This window comes from Pseudoalteromonas sp. ATL1, from assembly GCF_058933015.1.
Genome location: NZ_JBZYXL010000001.1, coordinates 778,830 through 797,918 on the forward strand (window position 1 = coordinate 778,830; position 19,089 = coordinate 797,918).

A 19,089-nucleotide genomic window follows, 5' to 3' on the forward strand; every position below is an offset into this window, starting at 1 on the left:
TAAAATGTCACCGTTCAGCCAATTGAGAGAATCATTATGCAAACCTTAGTAGCACGCAGCCTTAAGTACACCGACAATAAGTTATATGTGTTAGATCAATACCTTTTGCCCCATGAAGAGGTTTGGCATCAGTGTGAGAATGTCGCGCAGATGGAAGAACTCATTGTTTCACTGAAAGTGCGAGGTGCGCCGTTAATTGGATTGGCGGCGACTCTGTTGGTTGCAACGTTGGCTGAACGCGGTCAGAGCAAGGCGCAACTAGCACAAGCGATTAATGATCTGGAGGCTACGCGCCCAACTGCGGTGAATTTAATGCATTGCATGGCGCGCATGCGTGAAGCGTTATTGAATGACGACTATGTGAGTGCCTTAGTACACACCGCTGAGCAATTGTTTCTGGAAGATGTGGCTTTGTGTGACGCAATGGCGAGCTTTGGCGCTGAGTTGGTGCAAAGTGGTGACCGGGTTTTAACGCATTGTAATACTGGTGCGCTTGCGACTGCTGGTATTGGCACAGCATTGGGTGTGATTTACAAAGCGCACCAACGTCACGGTAATATTCATGTTTGGGTGGATGAGACTCGCCCTTTGCTGCAAGGCGGTCGATTAACCGCGTATGAATTAGCCACATGGCAAATTCCTTACACTCTCATCTGTGACAATATGGCGGCCAGTCTTATGGCATCAGGACAAGTGGATAAAATCTTTGTAGGAGCGGATAGGATAGCGGCCAATGGCGATTTTGCAAACAAAGTAGGAACCTACAATTTAGCGGTATTGGCACACTACCATAACATTCCATTTTATGTAGTCGCGCCTTATACCACAGTCGATTTAGCGTGCAAAAATGGCGAAGCTATCCCAATCGAGCAGCGCAATCCGAGTGAGGTAACAGGGGTTAGTGGTAGTTTTGGGTCGTGTCAGTGGGCGCCTGAGCATGCTGCTGTGTTCAACCCCGCTTTTGATGTAACACCCGCTAAGTTAGTGACTGGGTGGATTTTGGATAAAGGCCATTTTACCGAGGATGAGATCATTCAGGGCGCATTTACTTAATATTACAATATATGAACATCGTTATACTGCATGGATGTATAATTGGCACTTTGCTCGCGAAGTTGCCTGTTTAATAGGGTGACTCATTTAATAACGTAATATGGATAAATAAGTTAGATGTTCAGAACAGTTTTTGTTGTTGTGGCTTTGATGGCCTCAATGCTTTTTAGCACGGTAGCCACGGCTAAGCAGTTACTACCAATAGATATTTTCAGTAAAGGCAGAGAATATAATCAAGTTAAAATTTCTCCGACAGGTAAATATTTGGCATTTGTTTCAAAACATGATGGCAAGAATGTTTTGATTTTCCTTGGGCTGAATGATTTCAAGGTTCGATACATTGTTAACTTCCCAAATGATGGTGAAGTAGGTAATTACGAATGGGTAAATGAAGAGCGTGTTGTATTGCAAAAGCAATATATCAGTGGTTGGGAAGCCCAGCCTAAGTATTATGGTGAACTATTTGGTGTAAATGCCGATGGTAGCCGAGCCAAATACTTGGTGGGTTACAAAGGAACGACCAATACAGGTACGCGTGCACGTAAAGCCACCTCTTTATATGGTACTTCATACATTTTAGATCCATTGGTGAATGATGAAGATAAGGCGTTGATTGTCACTTATCCTTGGTCTGGTTCTGCTGAGCCAGTCACCCATGTGTATGAACTGAACATTCACACAGGCAAACGAAATCGTATTGCTGCATCACCAAAAGATAGCGGTCATTTTCTTACCGACCATCAGGGGGAAGTTCGCATCGTTTGGGTATCGGCAGACGACGGTGTGAGTTCAGAAATTTATGTGCGCAGTCGTAAAGAGCCTGATTGGAAAGAGTTAAAAGTACCACAAAAGCTGGCTGAAATAGACATCCACGGTTTTGATAAAAGCGGTGAGCGTGTATACGTGTCAGGTTCTTATGGAGGTGAGCCAAAAGGGGTATTCTCACTTAATTTAACCACTCATGAACTAGAGTCTATCTACCAAGATAAACAAGTTGACCCGACACAGCTATGGATCGATCCAGTGGATAAAACTTTGTTCGCGGTTGAACTAGACCCGGGTTATCCAACCTATGCGTTCCCTAAAGAAAATTCAGTCAGGAAGGAACAGTTGAAATCTTTATTAGCGTCTATTCCAGGCAATCAGGTACAAATTGTCAGTGCGACTAAAGACGGTAGTCAGGTTGTTGTGTTTGCACACAGCGATGTGAACCCGGGCAACTATTACTTGTATGATACGAAGAAAAATAGCTTGGGTTATCTTGCTTCAAGCCGAAAGTGGATAGACCCAAAACAAATGTCACCGATGGAGCCTATTGAATATCAATCGCGAGATGGCAAGACTATCCACGGTTACCTGACAGTACCGAATGGAATGGAAAAGAAAAATTTACCCCTAGTGGTTATGCCGCATGGTGGGCCGCATTATGTTCGAGATATGTGGTTATTTGACTCTGAAGTTCAGTTACTTGCCAGTCGCGGTGTGGCGGTATTGCAAGTTAACTTTAGAGGCTCTGAGGGCTACGGTACAAACTTTGAGCGTGCAGGTTTTCGTAAGTGGGGTCAAGAGATCCAATATGACATTATCGATGGCGTAAAACACCTATTCGATAAGGGGATCGCTGATAAGAAACGCGCTTGTATCATGGGAGCGAGCTTCGGTGGTTATTCAGCATTGCAAAGCGCAATTTTGGAGCCCGAGATGTTCCAATGCGCTATCGGGGTGATGGGTATCTACGACTTACCAATGATGTTTGAAGAGGGTGATGTTGCAGAACGCGATTCAGGTATTGCCTATCTAAAATCGGTACTTGGGCAAGACGAAGCACAACTTAAAGCATTTTCACCTGTTTATCATGTTGATAAGCTAAAAGCACCGGTGTTCATTATTCACGGTGGCGAAGATGAGCGAGCACCAATCGAACATGCAGAAGTGTTAGTAAAGGCATTGAAAAACGCCGATAAAGAATACAATTATTACGTACTGGAAAGCGAAGGCCATGGTTTTTACAAGCCTGAGCACAGAAAGGCCTACTACGAGAAAGTGTTAGCGTTTTTGTCGCAGCACCTTAAACTCTAAGTTCCTTCTTTGGGCAGTGCAAACAAAGCTTTGTACTGCCTTATTTCCCTCTAAATTCTCTATCTCCAAACCTCTATCAAAATTCACTGCTCCTTGTGGATAACGTAAGATTCTTTTGTCTAGAAGTGATTTATTGGTGTACAAAATATGAACTTTATCATATTTTTATATTTTACATTAAATAATTAAGTCTTATTTTTAATGTAGTTACCCACCAATTTATTACTAACGGATGAGAAAAATAATGAAAAAAATACTAATCATGGTCAGTGTGATATTGGGGGCGGTTTTGTTCAATACCCCAAGTTACGCGAGTAAACCTCTACCTATCGAAACGTTCAGTAAAGAGCGCGAATACAATCAAGTAAAAATTTCACCAACGGGCAAATACTTGGCGTTCATTTCTAAGCACGCGGGTAAGAATGTGCTTATCTTTTTAGAGTTAAACAAGTTTACAGTGCTGCATGTTGTCAATTTTCCAGATAATGGCCAAGTCGGTGATTATGAGTGGGTGAATGAAGAGCGGGTTGTGCTTCAAAAGCAATATGTTGACGGGTGGGAAGCAAAGCCGAACTATTATGGCGAACTGTTTGGGATTAATGCCGATGGCAGTCGCTCCGAGTATTTAATTGGTTATCGTGGCAAAATGAAAACGGGGTCTAATGTGAGAGAAGCGACAGCGCTGCGCGCAACCTCTTACTTACTGGACCCTCTCGTAGATGAAGAAGACAAGGCGCTGATCGTCAGCTACCCTTGGGCATCTTCAGATAAGATGTTACCCGATAACATGTTAACAGAATCGGTCGCCATCGTTTACGAACTGAATGTGAATACGGGAAAAAGACGAAAAGTTGCGGCCGCTCCGAATAGAAAAGGCCGCTTTTTAACGGATAACCAAGGGCAAGTTAAAATTGCCGTTTCTGCACAAGACTTTGAGCAAGACAGTATCTTTGTACGCACCGCAGATAAGTCAGATTGGAAAGCGCTACAGTTATCAGAAAAATTATCCAAGATTCAAGTCCATGCATTTGATGAAACCGGTGACAATGCCTATATCTCGGGTTCGAGCAATGGACAGCCTCAGGGCGTGTATTCTCTAAATTTAAAAAGTGGTGCAACTAAGCTGATTTTCCAAGATAAAAAAGTTGACCCTTCCCAGTTATGGGTTGATCCAGTCGATAAACGTTTATTTGCGATTGAGTTAGAACAGGGTTATCCAACTTATGCGTTTACCGCAGACAACATAGCTAGAAGCGCGCAGTTAAAATCATTGCTCGCCTCTATCCCCGGAAATCAAGTACAAATTATTAGCGCCACGACGGATGGTAGTAAAGTTATTGTGTTGGCACACAGCGACGTCAATCCGGGAGATTATTATCTATTTGATACACAAAAGAATGAACTTAAATATCTCGCATCTAGCAGAAAATGGGTGGATCCTGCGCAAATGTCAGCGATGGAACCCATTGAGTATAAATCGAGAGATGGACTAACAATCCATGGCTATTTAACGGTGCCTAAAGGCAAAGATAAGAAAAATCTGCCTTTGGTTGTATTGCCTCACCAAGGTCCACATGATGAGCGAAATGTTTGGGAGTTTGATCCTCAGGTGCAATTGTTGGCCAGTCGCGGTATTGCGGTGCTTCAGGTTAACTATAGGGGCTCGAGTGGTTATGGCAGTGAGTTTGAAGAGGCTGGTTATCGTCATTGGGGCGGTGCCGTTCAGCACGATATCATTGATGGCGTAAACTTCTTATTTGATCAAGGCATTGCGGATAAAAAGCGCGTGTGCATTATGGGAGCTAGCTTTGGTGGGTACTCGGCACTGCAAAGCGCAATTTTGGAGCCTGATATGTTTCAATGCGCCGTTGGGGTCATGGGGATGTACGACTTGCCTAAAATGTTTGAAGCAGGCGAGCTATCCGAAAGTGACGCTGGCTTGAGTTATCTGAAGAAAGTACTCGGCGATGAACCTGCCAAGTTAAGTGCTATTTCACCCAGCTATAACGTAGATAAATTGAAAGTTCCTGTGTTTATTGTACATGGTGGTGAAGATAAGAAAGCGCCTATTGAACAAGCCGAGTCACTAGTGAATGCTTTGAAAAAGAAGGGCAAAGATTATAGCTATTATGTGCTTGAGAATGAAGGGCATGGCTTTTATACCGCGACAAGCAGAACGCAATATTATGAGAAAGTACTCGCGTTTTTGTCACAACACCTAAAGCTCTAAAACACCGTTCTACAATGCAATATGAAACGAAAAAGCAGCAACGTAAATTGCTGCTTTTTTTTAGATTAATCGAGCAGAGGAAATTGTTTTGCAATATCAGAGCCTGTACCTTGAGCAACCCAACCTTCTTGGTTGTTAAACAGCCTAATTGCCGTAAATTCAGGGTCACTTCCCATATCAAACCAATGCGGGGTATTTGCAGGCACAGAAATTAGATCCCCTTGCTGACATAGCACTTGATACACCTTGCCTTGAAGATGTAAGCAAAAAAGCCCTTGTCCTTTGACAAAAAAGCGCACTTCATCTTCTGAGTGAGTGTGTTCAAATAAAAACTTCTCTCTAAGCTCTGCAGCATTTGGATTGCCTTTTGCCAATGAGATCACATCCACGGTTTGGTAGCCATCTTGTGCTTTGAGCCTGTCTATATCTGCTTGATAGGCACAGATGATGTCATCTTGAGACATGTCAGAGTGGGTATCTGTTGCTGTTTGCCACTGCTCAAAACGGACGCCTTGTTGTGCCAGTTTTTCGGCAATTGCATTTGGCTCATTTTCTTTTTCAAACAGTGTATTAGGCGTACTTTCGTGGTAAATACTTAACTGGCTCACAGTAGTGTTCCTTCATCATATTCGGTAAAGTTGTTGACGATAGGGTGTGCGTTTGATGTCACTTGTCCATCTCGGAAAAGCTGTAATGTTTTGATACCGACTTCTTTGGCGGCATCCAGCTCAGCAACCACATCACTTAAAAAGAGGATCTGCTCGGCTTTGTAAGGTAGTTTTGAGAGAATATTTTGATATGCGTCAGGGTCTTGTTTTGCACCCACTTGAGTGTCGAAAAAATCACTAAATAATTCACGAATATCACCGAAGTCTGAATGTGCAAATAACAGTTGTTGCGCTTTGACAGAGCCTGAAGAGTATACATACAACTGACGACCGCTCGCTTTCTGCTGCGTCAAAAATTGGTGGGCATCGTCATATAAATGCCCCGTAAAGTCACCATTTTCATAACCAAATTGCCAGACTAACCCTTGCAGCTGTTTTAGTGGTGTTATTTTTTTATCTTCCGCAATCCAAGTAAGCAAAGTGCTAATGACAGCATCAATATCTGCATTTGGATCTTTTAGCTCCTGCTTAACCGCTTCAATTTGCGCTTTAACTTGGGCGTTATTTTGATGTTCACGAACAAAATCGGGCAAATGTTTCGCCGCATAAGGGAAAAGCACGTCTTTTACAAAAGATATGCGGGTAATTGTGCCTTCAATGTCCGTTAAAATCGCTTTGATCACGGTTACTTCTCCAATTTTATGCGCTCTAATTCGCACGCAAATAAAAATTCTAACCCCTCGATGTGACGTCGAGTTTCACTGACACTGCTGCCGATAGCATAGAGGCCATGGCCTCGGATAAGTACACCATGAGTCACAGCATTGTGGTTGTGATATTCGGCGACGAGCTTTGCAAGCCTGTCAATGTCTTGATCGTTGTCGAAAATAGGGATATTTACAGGGGTATGATGACTTGCGATGCCGGATAGGGACTTTTGCATTTCATAGCCATTGATAGACAGTACATTGCTTTGTTCATACCTTGATAAGACGGTTGCGGCAACGGAATGCGTATGCAATACGCATTCTGTACTGGGTACAAGTTGGTATAGCTTTAAGTGGAGGGCAGTTTCCGCCGATGGCTTGCCTGCACCATGCAAAATCGTGCCGAGTTCATCCAATTCCAAAAAATGCTCGTTATGCAAGTATCCTTTATCGTGACCACTGGCTGTGACCACAAAACCAGTGTCTGTTTTAACCGAAAAGTTGCCCCCTGTGGCGGGTACCCAACCACGCTGGCTTACCCATTGACCCGTTTCGATGAGCGCTGATTTTGCAGCATCACTGTTCATCCTGTGTTACCTTGTGTTAAAGCTAAAAAATATTTTAGACGGCTATACATCTATTTGTGTAATAATACCATTGCTTTTAGTTTTGCACCATCATCAAAGAGAGACGGACATTGGAAAGTAAATTACCGCACGTAGGCACCAGTATTTTTAGTCAGATGACAGCACTGGCTAATCAATATCAAGCCATTAATTTATCTCAGGGTTTTCCTGAATTTGATGCACCAAATTTTCTCAAGCAACAGCTTGCTCACTATAGCGAGCAGGGATTAAATCAATATTCTCCCTCATCCGGCGTGCCAGCATTACAACAAGAAATAGCCAATCTGGTAAACCGCTGTTATGACCGTGATGTTGATCTACAAAGTATGATCACCGTGACCAGTGGCGCGACCGAAGCCTTATTTGTCGCAATACAAGCAATCACGCGCCAAGGGGATGAAATTATCATTTTTGATCCTGCCTATGATAGCTACGCGCCAGCGATTGAATTGGCAGGGGGGAAACCTGTGCATATCGCGCTACGTGCACCCGATTACAGCATTGATTGGCAGTTGGTGAGTAATGCTATTACGCAAAACACGCGTGCATTGATTATCAACACCCCACACAACCCCAGTGCCAAGGTGCTCAAACAAACCGACTTGGCCGCGTTAAAAAGCTTGTTGGTAAAGCACGATTTGCTACTGATAAGCGATGAAGTGTATGAACATATTACTTTTGATGGCCAAGCGCACTTAAGTGCTTTGTCGGACGACGTACTTTTTGCGCGCAGTTTCGTGGTATCCAGTTTTGGTAAAACATTTCACTGTACTGGTTGGAAAATGGGTTACTGTGTTGCGCCGCCGACTTTGATGGCTGAATTTAAAAAAATCCATCAATATGTGACGTTTTCTAGTTTTACGCCGGCGCAGTTAGCTCTAGCAGATATGCTAAAGGCACAGCCAGAGCATGTTGGCGAGTTGGCGCTGTTTTATCAGCAAAAGCGAGATACGTTAATCGCAGCGCTTGCTAACAGTCGTTTTAAGATTTTACCGAGCGAAGGCACATACTTTTTGCTGCTTGATTATTCTGACATATCGCAGCAGGCTGATACTGAGTTCTGTGAATACCTCGTCAAAGAAGTCGGCGTAGCGGCTATTCCACTGAGTGTGTTTTATCAAACCCCGGTGAATGACACTGTGATCCGCCTTTGCTTTGCAAAGGAAACTTCAACCTTGCTAGAGGCTGCAAACAAATTATGTCAACTGTAGAAAACACGTTGAAAGTTGCTTTGTTACAAACCCATATTCATTGGTGTAACGTTGAACAAAATCTAATTCACTTAGATGAGCTTTTGTCACAATGTGGACAGGTAGATTTGGTGCTGTTGCCTGAAACCTTCGCAACAGGCTTTGCCATTGACTTAGACGTTGCGCAGACGGCGGAAAATGGCGATACGCTAAATTGGATGAAAACAACGGCAAAACGCTTAAATGCGGTTGTCGCGGGCTCGGTATTGGTTCAGTTTGAAGAGAAAAAGCGAAATCGCTTTTATTGGGTGTGGCCTGATGGGCAAGTGAAGTTTTACGATAAACGCCATTTGTTCCGTTTGGGCAATGAAGGTGATCACGTTGGTGCGGGTCAAGTTCGTGAAATCTACACCATCAACGGATTTAGAATTCTGCCGCAGGTATGTTATGACTTGAGATTTCCCGTATTTCAAAGAAATCGTAACGACTATGATGTGATGGTGAATGTTGCAAATTGGCCCGCGGCAAGACGTTATGCTTGGGATCATTTGCTTATTGCCCGTGCGATAGAAAATCAAAGCTATGTGCTAGGGTGCACGCGAGTTGGTGAAGATGGTAAAGGGGTTGCACATTCAGGTGGCACGGCGGCTTATGACTTTTTAGGCCAACCTCTGATGCAAGCAAGTGATGATGTGGAGAGCTTGAATATCGTCACCCTTAGCTTGGATGAGTTAAACAAGTATCGAGCTCATTTTCCAGCTTATCTTGATGCCGACGAATTTAAATTAGTTTAAACAACAAGGGCCCGCTGCGGGCCCTTGTTTGTTACGCGTTAAATTGGTGTACCAGCAAAGTCGCGTTGGGCGTTTGTTTGTCGAGATTGAAGTAGTCGAGTAGTCGCTTCATCTCACGTGATTGCTCTGCCATTTGTTTGGCTGCGGCCATGGTTTCTTCGGTAATGGCCGAATTCTCCTGAATTAAGTCAGTTAAACGTTGTACGACTTGATCAACTTCTTTAATTGCTTGTTGCTGAGTGACGGTCGACTTATTGATATTGACTATGGTATCACTGACCTCTGCGACGGCTGCAACAATATGGTCAAGTTTTTGACCAGAACTATTCGCCATTTCAATACCTTGGCCCACTTTATCGTTACTATTGGCGATAATTTCTTTGATTTGTTTAGCCGATGCTGCGCTACGCCCCGCGAGTTCCCGTACTTCATTAGCTACGACTGCAAAGCCTCGTCCGTTTTCTCCCGCTCTTGCTGCCTCAACTGCGGCATTGAGCGCCAATAAATTAGTTTGGAAGGCAAGGCCATCAATCACTGAGACAATCTCATTGATATTTTTACTGGCTTTTTCCACTTCATCAATGGCGGCAACAGTATCTTTTGACAATGCGCCCCCCTCTTTAGCCGTGTCTTCCGCCTTGTGGGCGAGCTGTACTGCCACACCTGAGCGTTTTGATACATTCGTGAGTGCATCAAGCATATTGCTGGTGCTAGCACTGGCTTCCTCTAAATTGGCGGCTTGCTCTTCCGTACGGGCACTGATCTCCGTATTGCTGTCAGCGATTTCAGAAGCGCTTTGCGACACATTGTTTGCCGATAACTGGATGCCTTCTATGACTTCCGTGAGTTTTTTAATGGTTGCATTTACATCTCCCTTCAAGGTTGCAAATACGCCTTCGTATTCTCCTTGAATAGAATGCGTGAGATCGCCCTTAGCCAATGCACTAAGCACTTGCGTTACTTCGCAGATCGCGTCGTTGATAATCGCGGTTGAGCCATTGACGTCATTTTTCAACTGTAACAATTCGCCTTGTAATTCAGATCTAATTTGCAGGCTGAAGTTACCTTGGCACATCGCAGCCATCACACTTCCTAGCTCTGCTATAACTTGATTTAGGTTACCTACAGAGCGGTTGATATCTGTTTTTAAATTATCAAGTTGTCCTGTCATCGGCGAAGTAATTGTTCTGTCAAAACGACCGAAGCTAATCGCTGTCATTACCGATGAAATCTCACTGACGGCACAATCGAGAGACTCAATAGATAAATTAATGTCTTCTTTTAACTTACCAAGTTGGCCATTGGCAGCACAATTCACCGTGTGTTTGAAGTCGCCTTGGCTGACCGACGCCATCACATTACTGATGTCTAGCATAATGTCGGCGAGGTTTGCCACGCTAAAGTTGATATCGTCTTTCAGCGCCTCTAACTGTCCTTGCAGTGGTAGTGAGATGCGCTGTGAAAAGTCACCATTTCTAAGTGCATTCATGACCATACTGATGTCATCCATTGCACCTGATAAGCTCATAACCGAGTTGTTTACACTATTTTTCAATTGGTTTAGTTTGCCACCTGCGTCAACATCAATTTGTTCTTTAAAATTACCTTGTTCAACATTTTCCATCACGTGGACGATGGCATCCATGGTATTGTCGAGCGCGCGCAAAGTGTAATTCACATTGCTTTTCAGCTTATCAAGATCCCCAGACATCGTGGCTTGCAATTGACCGCCAAACTGCCCTTCTGACATTTCCTTTACAACGGTGTTTATCTCACCGATTGCAATATCTAACGTGCGCGCACAGTGATTAGTCGCTTGTTTTAAGGTCGCTAATTCCCCTTTACAGTCTGCTTCGATGCGTTCTGAAAAACAGCCTTTGGCCATGGTATTCATCACACGGTTAGTCTCTGTAATTGACAACTGCAAGGCATCGAGCAAGAAGTTGAAAGCATTGGCACAGTCACCAATTTCATCATTGGAAGAAACAGGCGCTCGAAGCGAAAAATCCCCCTCATCTTCCACGCGACGCATGGTGTGAACGAGTTGATGAACGGGTTTTGTTAACGAACGAGCGAACAAGAAAGCGGCGAAAACAATCACCCCCAAACTTACGGCTAAAACAATAGCGAGTAACTTCGTTAGCTTGTTTACCGCTGAAAAGGCTTCTTTCTCATCTATTTCAGCGAGCAATGCCCATTGAACGCCTAGAACATTAATCGGTGTATAGGCTGAAAGGACTGGTTGACCGTTGTAATCAATGACGACTTTTTGCCCTTGTTCACCGGATATAGCGAGGTTGAATGATTCAGTGTCGATCCGCCCTGACGAAGGGTTTTTAAACGAGTTGACGACCGAATGATTAATTGGGTCTAAATACGAGTCGGAGCGCATTAAACCATCCTGTCCGACCAAGTAAGTTTCGCCGCTTTCACCTAAGCCTTCGCGTTCAGTCATGATCTTGTTCAGTGCAGCAACGGATACTTGAAATACCAATGTCGCGGTTTTTTCCCCATCAATAACGATGGGTGCGGCAATAAAACTTGCCGGAGCATTGTATGAGGGTAGATACATTTGATAGTCAACAAAAGCATAATTCTGACCCTCAGGTAGCTGCTTTGCCTTGTTGAAAACATTCGCTAGATTGCTTTGTGCAAATGCGCCGTTGATTAAAGAAGTTGCGAAATCGAGTTCTTTAAAAACGGAATAGGTCACCATGCCAGTGTCATTGTCGATGAGGAATAAATCGTATAAATCGTATCTCTGTACAATTTTTTGAAAATACCCATGATATTGCTGATGGGCCTTATCGTAGCTATCTTCATGACCTGTTGAAATCAAGCTGTCTTTTTCTCCAAGCACAAAGGTGTTGTTGGCAATATAACGATTTTGCAGCTCAATGCCTTCTGGGGTTAATTTATCGACGAGATCTGTTGGCGGGATAGTGCTTGGGTTTTCCGCGATAAATTTATTTGAAAACTCATCGGCATAAAAATGACTGAGTGCCGAGGGCACAAAAGTTGGCGGATCAAGGTTGGCGATTGCATACGTAAATGCTTTTACAGCGCTGGCAGTATGGGGACTTGAAGCGAGCATCTGTAGTTTGTCATCTAGGTCTTGAAAATGCCTGATAATCGCGTTCTTTTTTACTTCACTTACCGCTTCTAGTTGCGCGTAAGACTGGGCCTGAAGTGCTGTTGATGCTTGATATAGAGCGATTGAAATAATGAATGTAATTGGCACTAAAGCGACGAGTAAAAATGCGATGGTGAGCTTTTTACTCAAGTTCAAAGTGGTTAAGTACTGAAATAACTGGCGCATCACATAATCCTTGTTACCTATGTTGAAAAGGGTAAATCAAAACGGCAAACACCTATGAAGTTTAGAACAGTTCTCGTTCTCGTCTAGATAAATTCGTCGCTTTTATCGGATAATAGGTTGATTAATTGATGCAAAAATAATAATAAGTTGCTGGTACAAACAGATAGCTTAAAGTTGGCCGCAAATAAAATTTTATGCGGCCGAATCGTTCGTTATCCTAAGGTATTTTTTCGCACAAAACCGAGGTATGTCTCTAAGCTTTGTTGCCATAATGTCATAGCTTGAGTCAGCTCTGTGTCACTGCATTTACCATCGAGTAGGCGTCGTTCTATTTTTTTGAGCTCTAATCCATAGCGATTAAAACCTAGCTGCAGTGCGGTACTTGCTTGGCGATGCAATAGCTTTATACATTGTTCGTTATTAACGCCTTGCAATTGCTGGATATGAATGAGCTTATTGCGTGCCGAGAGTACGAATTCGTTATATACCGATGAAATTTCATCTTCGTTAAAGCCGCCTTTCAGTGAATTGACAGCGGTTTCATCGTACAGCGTGTCAGACAATTCCACGCTTATATTTGGTTTTTGTGCGGTTTGTGAGTCACTGAGCGCTTGTCGCAGTTTTTCTTGTTTAATTGGTTTGCCCACAATGTCTTTAATGCCGAGTGTTAAATATTCTTTTATTTCATCTGGACTTAAACTGGCTGTGAAAGCAAGAAATGGCGTGCGTTTGTTTTTGTGTTCAATGTTTTTCAGCTGGCGCATGACTTCTTGCCCGGTTAAATCTGGCAAGTTCATATCCAGCAGTACCACATCAAATTGATGCTGCTGAAGTAATTGAATGGCACTCTTACCATCAGTGGCTAGTTTCACTTTGTGTTCGTCGGCTGCCATAAACTCAATGGCAATCTTTTGGTTTAAATCCAAATCCTCCACTAGTAGGACGTTTAACCCTAGCAAACAGTCAGGGTTATGATGTCTTTGTTCTACTAAGCTCAGTTCACCTAAGGCCAATGTCACATCAAAGCTGAAAGCACTACCTTGGCCGATTTCACTTTGTATTTGTAGTTGGCTACCTAAACGCTCTAGTAATTTACTTGTGATGGCTAAACCCAGACCGGTGCCCCCTTTGGTTTTACCGGCACTGCTTTGCACATAGGGTTCTGTGAGTTTGTCGATATCTTCTTTTTCTATACCAGGGCCAGAGTCAATAACACTAAACCGAACAGTATGACTCATATTGGTTTCAGCAACCAGCTCAACACGGATCCGCACACAGCCTTTGTCGGTAAATTTAATGGCATTACCGACTAGGTTAATCACTATTTGACGAAGTTTTTGTTGGTCGCAGTAATAGCAGGCCTGATCGGGTAAATCATAGACTAATTCGAATGATAGTTTCTTTTGCTCGGCGAGCGGACTTAGTAGCAGGCAGAGATTATTGAGCCAGCTTTTGAGCTCGACATCTTCCTCATACAGCGCTTCATCACTTTGATCTAAGCTGGCGTAGTCAAGCACTTTGTCTATGAGCAAGTTCAGTGATTCTGCCGAGTTAATGATGGCTTCACAGTATGCTTTGTTACGGTGATTGGTGGTGCGGTTAAGTACCAGTTGGGCACTGCCTAAAATGCCATTTAGGGGCGTGCGAATTTCATGACTAATGGTGGATAAGAAGAGCCCTCGGATCTCTAAATCTTTCTGTGCTTTAGCTGTGAGTCGATTTAAGTTGAGTTCTCTTCGCTCGTTGCAGAGCAAAGCCATACCGGTGGCATAAAAAATAGGTGCCAGTACGCCATTGATAAACAAGGTTGTCACAAACCAGTTATCGTCAAGCAAAGTAAACGGTGTGACTTCTTCCATTAAGAAAGTGCGGGCAGTAAAGGCAACCATGACTAGCATCAAAATGATGGTGTAAACAATCGTTCCGTTGGGGTAAAGCGGTCGTGCAAAACGCCAAAATAGATACAGAAGGAAGATGGTTTCTGCAATATGCTGTAAATCAGAAACAAGAATGCGATATCTCAGGTGATCGTCAATAACACTAAAGTACACTAAGCCGACAAACAGCACGGCCGTCACGCTTAAAAATAGCTTTAGTTCAGCGCCTTGATAGTTCAAAAATTGGGAAATCGCAAAGCAATGAATAATTGAAGCGGTAAACAACAGAGCATTAGCACAGCCAATGGTTTGCCACATGTTAAGTTGGCTGTGAATTGAAAAGCCAATGATGGCCGCAAACAAAACTAAAGGATAGAAAATATAAAGTAAAGTACCAGGAGTATCTTTGTTGGTTCGCCACGTTAAAAAGTTGAGTAACACCATCATCGCCATCATGGCTGCACTGGTAATGTACAAAGTTTTTGGATCAAACATGACGTTTATTATTTTATGAATGAGGTACTTAACTAGCTAGCATAGAGACTTGTGCGATGGGAGTAAAGAAACAAAACAGCCGCATGAGCGGCTGTTGTTAAAAATTGACGTTATCGAATTTCATCGGGAATATTTTGCTGGGCCCATGAAAGAAGCTCGATACGGTTACGGCACTTCGTTTTCCTGAATGCGCTATAAAGATGCGTTTTAACCGTATGTGGGCTGATATTCAAGTCTTCAGCAATTTCTTTGTTCTTCGCACCTTTACTCATTAACGAAATAATGGCTTTTTCACGTTTAGTCAATTTGACAGGTTCAATATCACCTTCAGTGAGCTTATGCAGTGCATCTTTGTTAAACTGCAGCATGCGATTAAGTGCATTACACATAATTTCACGACGGTACCAAAGCTGATTTTCCATCAGCAAGCGAATACCCTTCATAAGCACATCTGCATTATCAGTCGTATAAAAAACGCCACGGATACCACTAAGTAATGCGCGATTCGCGAGCTCAGGGTTTTCATCTAAGTTAAATAGTACAATGTCACAGTTAACTTTTAAACGTGTGAGTTGCTCTTTTAAGGTGCCCCAAGCGTCATTTGTTGCCGTTTCAATAAACAATATACGGGTACCTTCAGGTACGTCTTCAATCTCTGTACTTGTTGTGACTTCCAACCCTTGCGTTTTCAGCAATGGCTGAAGGACGTTAATTCCTATGGTATTGATTGGGTTTTTGTCTAATAACAAAAAGGCAGAACTGCTCATTGATGCTAACACTCTTCTTCAAACTGATTGTTTTAATGCTAACATGAGGTTCCGCCCTTTTGTATTAGTATTTTGGTTAAGTCATAGAAGTATTTGCTATATATCCAAGTGCATGGACCTATACAAAGTGCCGGTTAGCAACACGGCATACCTTAAGCGACTGATCTAAAAACAATTTTGGTTTTCAGTATAATAACTTAACTGTTTACAATAGTTAACAAAGAATACTTTAAATTAATTTTTTCTTGTTATCTTGATAAGGCGGCCATCCCATTGTTTTACCAGCTAATACATGCAAATGGATGTGGTATACCGACTGTCCGCCATCTTCATTACAGTTCATGACGACGCGATAGCCATCTTCCGCAAAGCCATATTCTTTAGCCAGTTTTGCCGCAACAACGTAAAGGTTGCCAACTAGGTGGGCATTATCTTCATTCACATCATTGATGGTGACAATACGTTGTTTGGGGATCACCAAAGCGTGAAAAGGGGCTTGCGGATTAATGTCCTTAAAAGCGAGGGTGTGTTCATCTTCATAAATCACATCAGCGGGAATTTCTTTGGCGATTATTTTGTCGAAAATGGTACTGTCAGTCATGTTAGATCCTACTAATTTATCTTTGTCCATCAATAGATGGAGGTTCAAAGTGAGTATACTAAGGTTTAATGGTTACACTAATGACAAAGTTTATTCGGACTGTCAAACTGGAACGATGAATTTAGGGCAAGTAAGGAACAAGTGTGAATAATAAAAGATATGGGGTGTTCATTGGTGTACTGAGCATGCTGAATATATCGGCGGTCAGTGCTGCCACTGTGCAATTTTCAAATGAGCTTTATCCGCTGCAGGTGAATGAACGAATGATTGAGCACTCGTTGTTTAGTAAAACAACGGAGCTGGAGTTATCTCCTGGTGAATATGCGCTGAAGTTGAAATACAGTGATTTGTTTGAACTCGATTATGATGAACATGAAGTGGTTGAGTCTGAACCTTTCTGGGTATCGTTAAAGATTGAAAATGAAGGTGATTACCAGGTAACTTTCAAACGTCCTGACTCAGTGAGTGCGGCTAAGCAGTTCATTAGTAAGCCTGCAGCAAGTGTTACAACGCCACAAAATAATGTATACAAACTAGCACCACTGACGGCTTATTCACTTGCCAGTGAGCAGTCTAATACACGGCCAGTCGCAACAACGCCAATCAGCAAACCTGCACCTAAGAGCAGGCCGATACAGCAAGGTATTGCACATCCCGATGCTTATTCCATGCTCGAGTTTTGGTGGCAACAAGCCAATGACGCCCAACGCGCAGCCTTTTTAGCAAAAATAAAGGGCCAATAATGGCCCTTTTAAATTAACGATGTTATCAGCTTACTTCGCAAAAATCGCGTCTATCGTTCCTTGCGCCAGCGAGTGATAGCCAGGGCGTGCTTTTTCATACACATCATGGGCCCAGTCACGTTTACCATTTGCCACAAGCGCTTTGTACAAACGAACAATCAGTTTGCGACGACCGATGGTTGTTAGGTGTTTTTCTAGTGCCGGGTAGACTGCTTCATAACCACTGCCTACCGCCAGCATATACCACGCAAAGGCACGCTCTGCATTGGTTGAGTTGGTTAAGTTAAACTCTGCGTCTAATTCAGCCATACGTGTTAAGTCTAGATCGCGAGGTAGGTTGTTAATAAAATGCAGCCATTCGTGTACCGACCACTGAGCTGTAGGCAGTTCACTGAGGGCTTTTTCATTTTTCAGCCACGCCTGTGTTTGCGCGTCGACCTTGTCAAACGCGTCAGACGTTGGGTTTGGTGCATCGCTAGGTAGTCCAGGCTCAAATATCCACTCTTGGACTTTTTCTAAGCTCACGATACCAGGGTATTTTTGCAGCAGGTTGGTATTTAAGTACTGCACAAATTCCGCGGTAGTGAGGGATTTGAATGAGTAAGTCTTAAAGTATTCTTTGACAAATACATCAAACTTCTCACGTCCAAACTTTTCTTCTAGGTACATTAAGAACAGTTGACCTTTTGTATAAGGTACTGAACTAAATGCATCATCAGGGTCGCGGCCATTTAGTTTTAGATTCAAACGTGTATCTGGCTCAGCAATGGTCTTTAACAATTCACGTAGGCCAGCTGCATCGAGTGCTTGCTCCATGACTGCGCGTTCACGACCAAAAACTTCTTCCATAATGCGGTTTTCAACGTATGAAGTAAAACCTTCGTTGAGCCATAAGTCTTCCCATGTTGCGTTAGTCACCAGGTTACCAGACCAAGAGTGAGCGAGTTCATGGGCAATTAGGTTTACTAGGCTTTTGTCACCCGCTACAACCGTTGGTGTGATAAACGACAAGCGTGGGTTTTCCATGCCACCAAATGGGAAGCTAGGCGGCAGCATGAGCAAGTCATAACGGCCCCATGCGTATTCACCATACATTGCATTGGTTTTGTTTATCATGGTTTGCGTGTCATTGAATTCGGCAACTGACGCATCCAGGATCTGTGGCTCTGCAAAAATGGCGGTTTGGTGCGACATCTCTTTATATTCTAAGTTACCTGCACCAATGGCGATAAGATAAGGTGGAATAGCTTGTGGCATATCAAATAAGTAATCACCATCTTTAATAAGCGCACCGGTGTTGTCTGCACTCATCACTGCACGTACATCTTCTGGTGTGTGAATACGCGCTGAGTAGGTGACGCGCATTGCAGGGGTATCTTGTACAGGGATCCAACTACGGGCATGAATGGCCTGAGATTGACTGTACATAAACGGGTGCGTTTTACTTGCCGTTTGCTCTGGTGTTAACCACTGCAAACCTGAGGCTTGAGGCAGGCTGTTATAGTAAATACGTACTTTTTTTGTTTGTTCATTAAAGGTGATGGTGAGCTTTGCGCCTTTTACATCATCACGTTTTGCAAGGGTAAATTTAGCCTTATGCCACTGACCATTGCTTCCTTGATAGATGACTTTATTGATATCTAAGTCGCGAGTATCAAGTACGAGCTTTCTTGCGTTGGCATTTTGCCACGCTAATGTATGTTCAACGAAGCCTTCGAGCTGCTTATCAGCAAAGTCGACGTCTAAGTCTAAATACAAATGGGTTGAGATAACATCAGTTAAGTTGGCATAAGTATGCTGGTCGACAGCTTGTGTTGCCATGACTGTATGTGAGAGTCCGGCCAGTGCTAAGCTGGTCGCGAAGGCGGTTAATTTCATAATATCCTTGCTCATTATGGAATGTAAGAGCGCATGTTATAGCATGCTTGAGCACAAGATCACACATGGATGCGCTGAGTTTTACGATAGGGTAAACTATCCATAATATAATTTTCGTTAAG

Annotated in this window: 14 protein-coding genes; 6 read left to right on the top strand and 8 right to left on the bottom strand. The window is 43.2% G+C overall.

The annotated features are described in order from the left end of the window. Positions 1-36 precede the first annotated feature (36 nt). The 3 genes from mtnA (at position 37) to AC5FX4_RS03335 (ending at position 5,362) form a co-directional block, all read left to right on the top strand. Entirely contained in the window at positions 37-1,053 is a 1,017-nt protein-coding gene (mtnA, locus tag AC5FX4_RS03325; RefSeq protein WP_493605097.1) for an S-methyl-5-thioribose-1-phosphate isomerase, read from the top strand. Positions 1,054-1,170: 117 nt separating this feature from the next. Then, positions 1,171-3,132 carry an alpha/beta hydrolase family protein gene (locus AC5FX4_RS03330; protein WP_493605098.1) on the top strand — a complete coding sequence of 654 codons (1,962 nt, stop codon included), beginning with the start codon at positions 1,171-1,173 and terminating at the stop codon, positions 3,130-3,132. Between the two features lie 244 nt (positions 3,133-3,376). Beyond that, positions 3,377-5,362 (top strand): alpha/beta hydrolase family protein, encoded by a 1,986-nt coding sequence (locus AC5FX4_RS03335; protein WP_493605099.1) that lies wholly within the window; start codon positions 3,377-3,379, stop codon positions 5,360-5,362. A 65-nt stretch (positions 5,363-5,427) separates the two neighbouring features. Here AC5FX4_RS03335 and AC5FX4_RS03340 read toward each other — a convergent pair whose 3' ends face one another. The 3 genes from AC5FX4_RS03340 to AC5FX4_RS03350 are packed head-to-tail and all read right to left on the bottom strand — an operon-like array spanning position 5,428 to position 7,264. Beyond that, on the bottom strand, positions 5,428-5,970 hold the full coding sequence (locus AC5FX4_RS03340; RefSeq protein ID WP_493605100.1) for a 1,2-dihydroxy-3-keto-5-methylthiopentene dioxygenase: 543 nt from the start codon (positions 5,968-5,970) through the stop codon (positions 5,428-5,430). Continuing rightward, complete coding sequence (mtnC, locus tag AC5FX4_RS03345) at positions 5,967-6,653, bottom strand: acireductone synthase (protein ID WP_493605101.1); 687 nt, start codon at positions 6,651-6,653, stop codon at positions 5,967-5,969. Before mtnC ends, AC5FX4_RS03340 begins: the two co-directional genes overlap by 4 nt. 2 nt (positions 6,654-6,655) lie before the next feature. Next, the gene (locus AC5FX4_RS03350; RefSeq protein WP_493605102.1) at positions 6,656-7,264 is read right to left on the bottom strand and encodes a methylthioribulose 1-phosphate dehydratase; all 609 of its coding nucleotides are present in this window, start codon (positions 7,262-7,264) and stop codon (positions 6,656-6,658) included. Between the two features lie 155 nt (positions 7,265-7,419). On the opposite strand from AC5FX4_RS03350, the gene AC5FX4_RS03355 reads away from it, so the two are divergent. Continuing rightward, on the top strand, positions 7,420-8,514 hold the full coding sequence (locus tag AC5FX4_RS03355; RefSeq protein WP_493607764.1) for a methionine aminotransferase: 1,095 nt from the start codon (positions 7,420-7,422) through the stop codon (positions 8,512-8,514). Next, the gene (locus tag AC5FX4_RS03360; protein WP_493605103.1) at positions 8,502-9,287 is read left to right on the top strand and encodes an amidohydrolase; all 786 of its coding nucleotides are present in this window, start codon (positions 8,502-8,504) and stop codon (positions 9,285-9,287) included. The genes AC5FX4_RS03355 and AC5FX4_RS03360 overlap by 13 nt, the downstream gene beginning before the upstream one ends. A gap of 31 nt (positions 9,288-9,318) precedes the next feature. Here AC5FX4_RS03360 and AC5FX4_RS03365 read toward each other — a convergent pair whose 3' ends face one another. The 4 genes from AC5FX4_RS03365 to AC5FX4_RS03380 form a co-directional block, all read right to left on the bottom strand. Further along, a complete protein-coding gene (locus AC5FX4_RS03365; protein ID WP_493605104.1) occupies positions 9,319-12,606 on the bottom strand; it encodes a methyl-accepting chemotaxis protein in 3,288 nt (1,095 codons plus the stop codon). A 212-nt stretch (positions 12,607-12,818) separates the two neighbouring features. Continuing rightward, positions 12,819-14,978, bottom strand: coding sequence for an ATP-binding protein (locus AC5FX4_RS03370; RefSeq protein WP_493605105.1), 2,160 nt, complete (start codon positions 14,976-14,978; stop codon positions 12,819-12,821). A gap of 110 nt (positions 14,979-15,088) precedes the next feature. After that, positions 15,089-15,745 (bottom strand): helix-turn-helix transcriptional regulator, encoded by a 657-nt coding sequence (locus AC5FX4_RS03375; protein WP_493605106.1) that lies wholly within the window; start codon positions 15,743-15,745, stop codon positions 15,089-15,091. A gap of 229 nt (positions 15,746-15,974) precedes the next feature. Then, positions 15,975-16,346 (bottom strand): histidine triad nucleotide-binding protein, encoded by a 372-nt coding sequence (locus tag AC5FX4_RS03380; RefSeq protein WP_493605107.1) that lies wholly within the window; start codon positions 16,344-16,346, stop codon positions 15,975-15,977. Positions 16,347-16,489: 143 nt separating this feature from the next. Between AC5FX4_RS03380 and AC5FX4_RS03385 the strand changes: the two genes are divergently transcribed. Beyond that, positions 16,490-17,089 carry a DUF2057 family protein gene (locus tag AC5FX4_RS03385; RefSeq protein WP_493605108.1) on the top strand — a complete coding sequence of 200 codons (600 nt, stop codon included), beginning with the start codon at positions 16,490-16,492 and terminating at the stop codon, positions 17,087-17,089. A gap of 30 nt (positions 17,090-17,119) precedes the next feature. Here AC5FX4_RS03385 and AC5FX4_RS03390 read toward each other — a convergent pair whose 3' ends face one another. Then, positions 17,120-18,967, bottom strand: coding sequence for a M1 family metallopeptidase (locus tag AC5FX4_RS03390; protein WP_493605109.1), 1,848 nt, complete (start codon positions 18,965-18,967; stop codon positions 17,120-17,122). Positions 18,968-19,089: the final 122 nt, after the last annotated feature.

Excerpts from the sequence above, each read along its gene's own strand:
- AC5FX4_RS03335 (WP_493605099.1), top strand. The coding sequence starts at position 3,377 with ATGAAAAAAATACTAATCATGGTCAGTGTGATATTGGGGGCGGTTTTG.
- mtnA (WP_493605097.1), top strand. The coding sequence starts at position 37 with ATGCAAACCTTAGTAGCACGCAGCCTTAAGTACACCGACAATAAGTTA.
- AC5FX4_RS03380 (WP_493605107.1), bottom strand. The coding sequence starts at position 16,346 with ATGACTGACAGTACCATTTTCGACAAAATAATCGCCAAAGAAATTCCC.
- AC5FX4_RS03365 (WP_493605104.1), bottom strand. The coding sequence starts at position 12,606 with ATGCGCCAGTTATTTCAGTACTTAACCACTTTGAACTTGAGTAAAAAG.
- AC5FX4_RS03375 (WP_493605106.1), bottom strand. The coding sequence starts at position 15,745 with ATGAGCAGTTCTGCCTTTTTGTTATTAGACAAAAACCCAATCAATACC.
- AC5FX4_RS03370 (WP_493605105.1), bottom strand. The coding sequence starts at position 14,978 with ATGTTTGATCCAAAAACTTTGTACATTACCAGTGCAGCCATGATGGCG.
- AC5FX4_RS03355 (WP_493607764.1), top strand. The coding sequence starts at position 7,420 with ATGACAGCACTGGCTAATCAATATCAAGCCATTAATTTATCTCAGGGT.
- AC5FX4_RS03350 (WP_493605102.1), bottom strand. The coding sequence starts at position 7,264 with ATGAACAGTGATGCTGCAAAATCAGCGCTCATCGAAACGGGTCAATGG.
- AC5FX4_RS03390 (WP_493605109.1), bottom strand. The coding sequence starts at position 18,967 with ATGAAATTAACCGCCTTCGCGACCAGCTTAGCACTGGCCGGACTCTCA.
- AC5FX4_RS03330 (WP_493605098.1), top strand. The coding sequence starts at position 1,171 with ATGTTCAGAACAGTTTTTGTTGTTGTGGCTTTGATGGCCTCAATGCTT.
- AC5FX4_RS03360 (WP_493605103.1), top strand. The coding sequence starts at position 8,502 with ATGTCAACTGTAGAAAACACGTTGAAAGTTGCTTTGTTACAAACCCAT.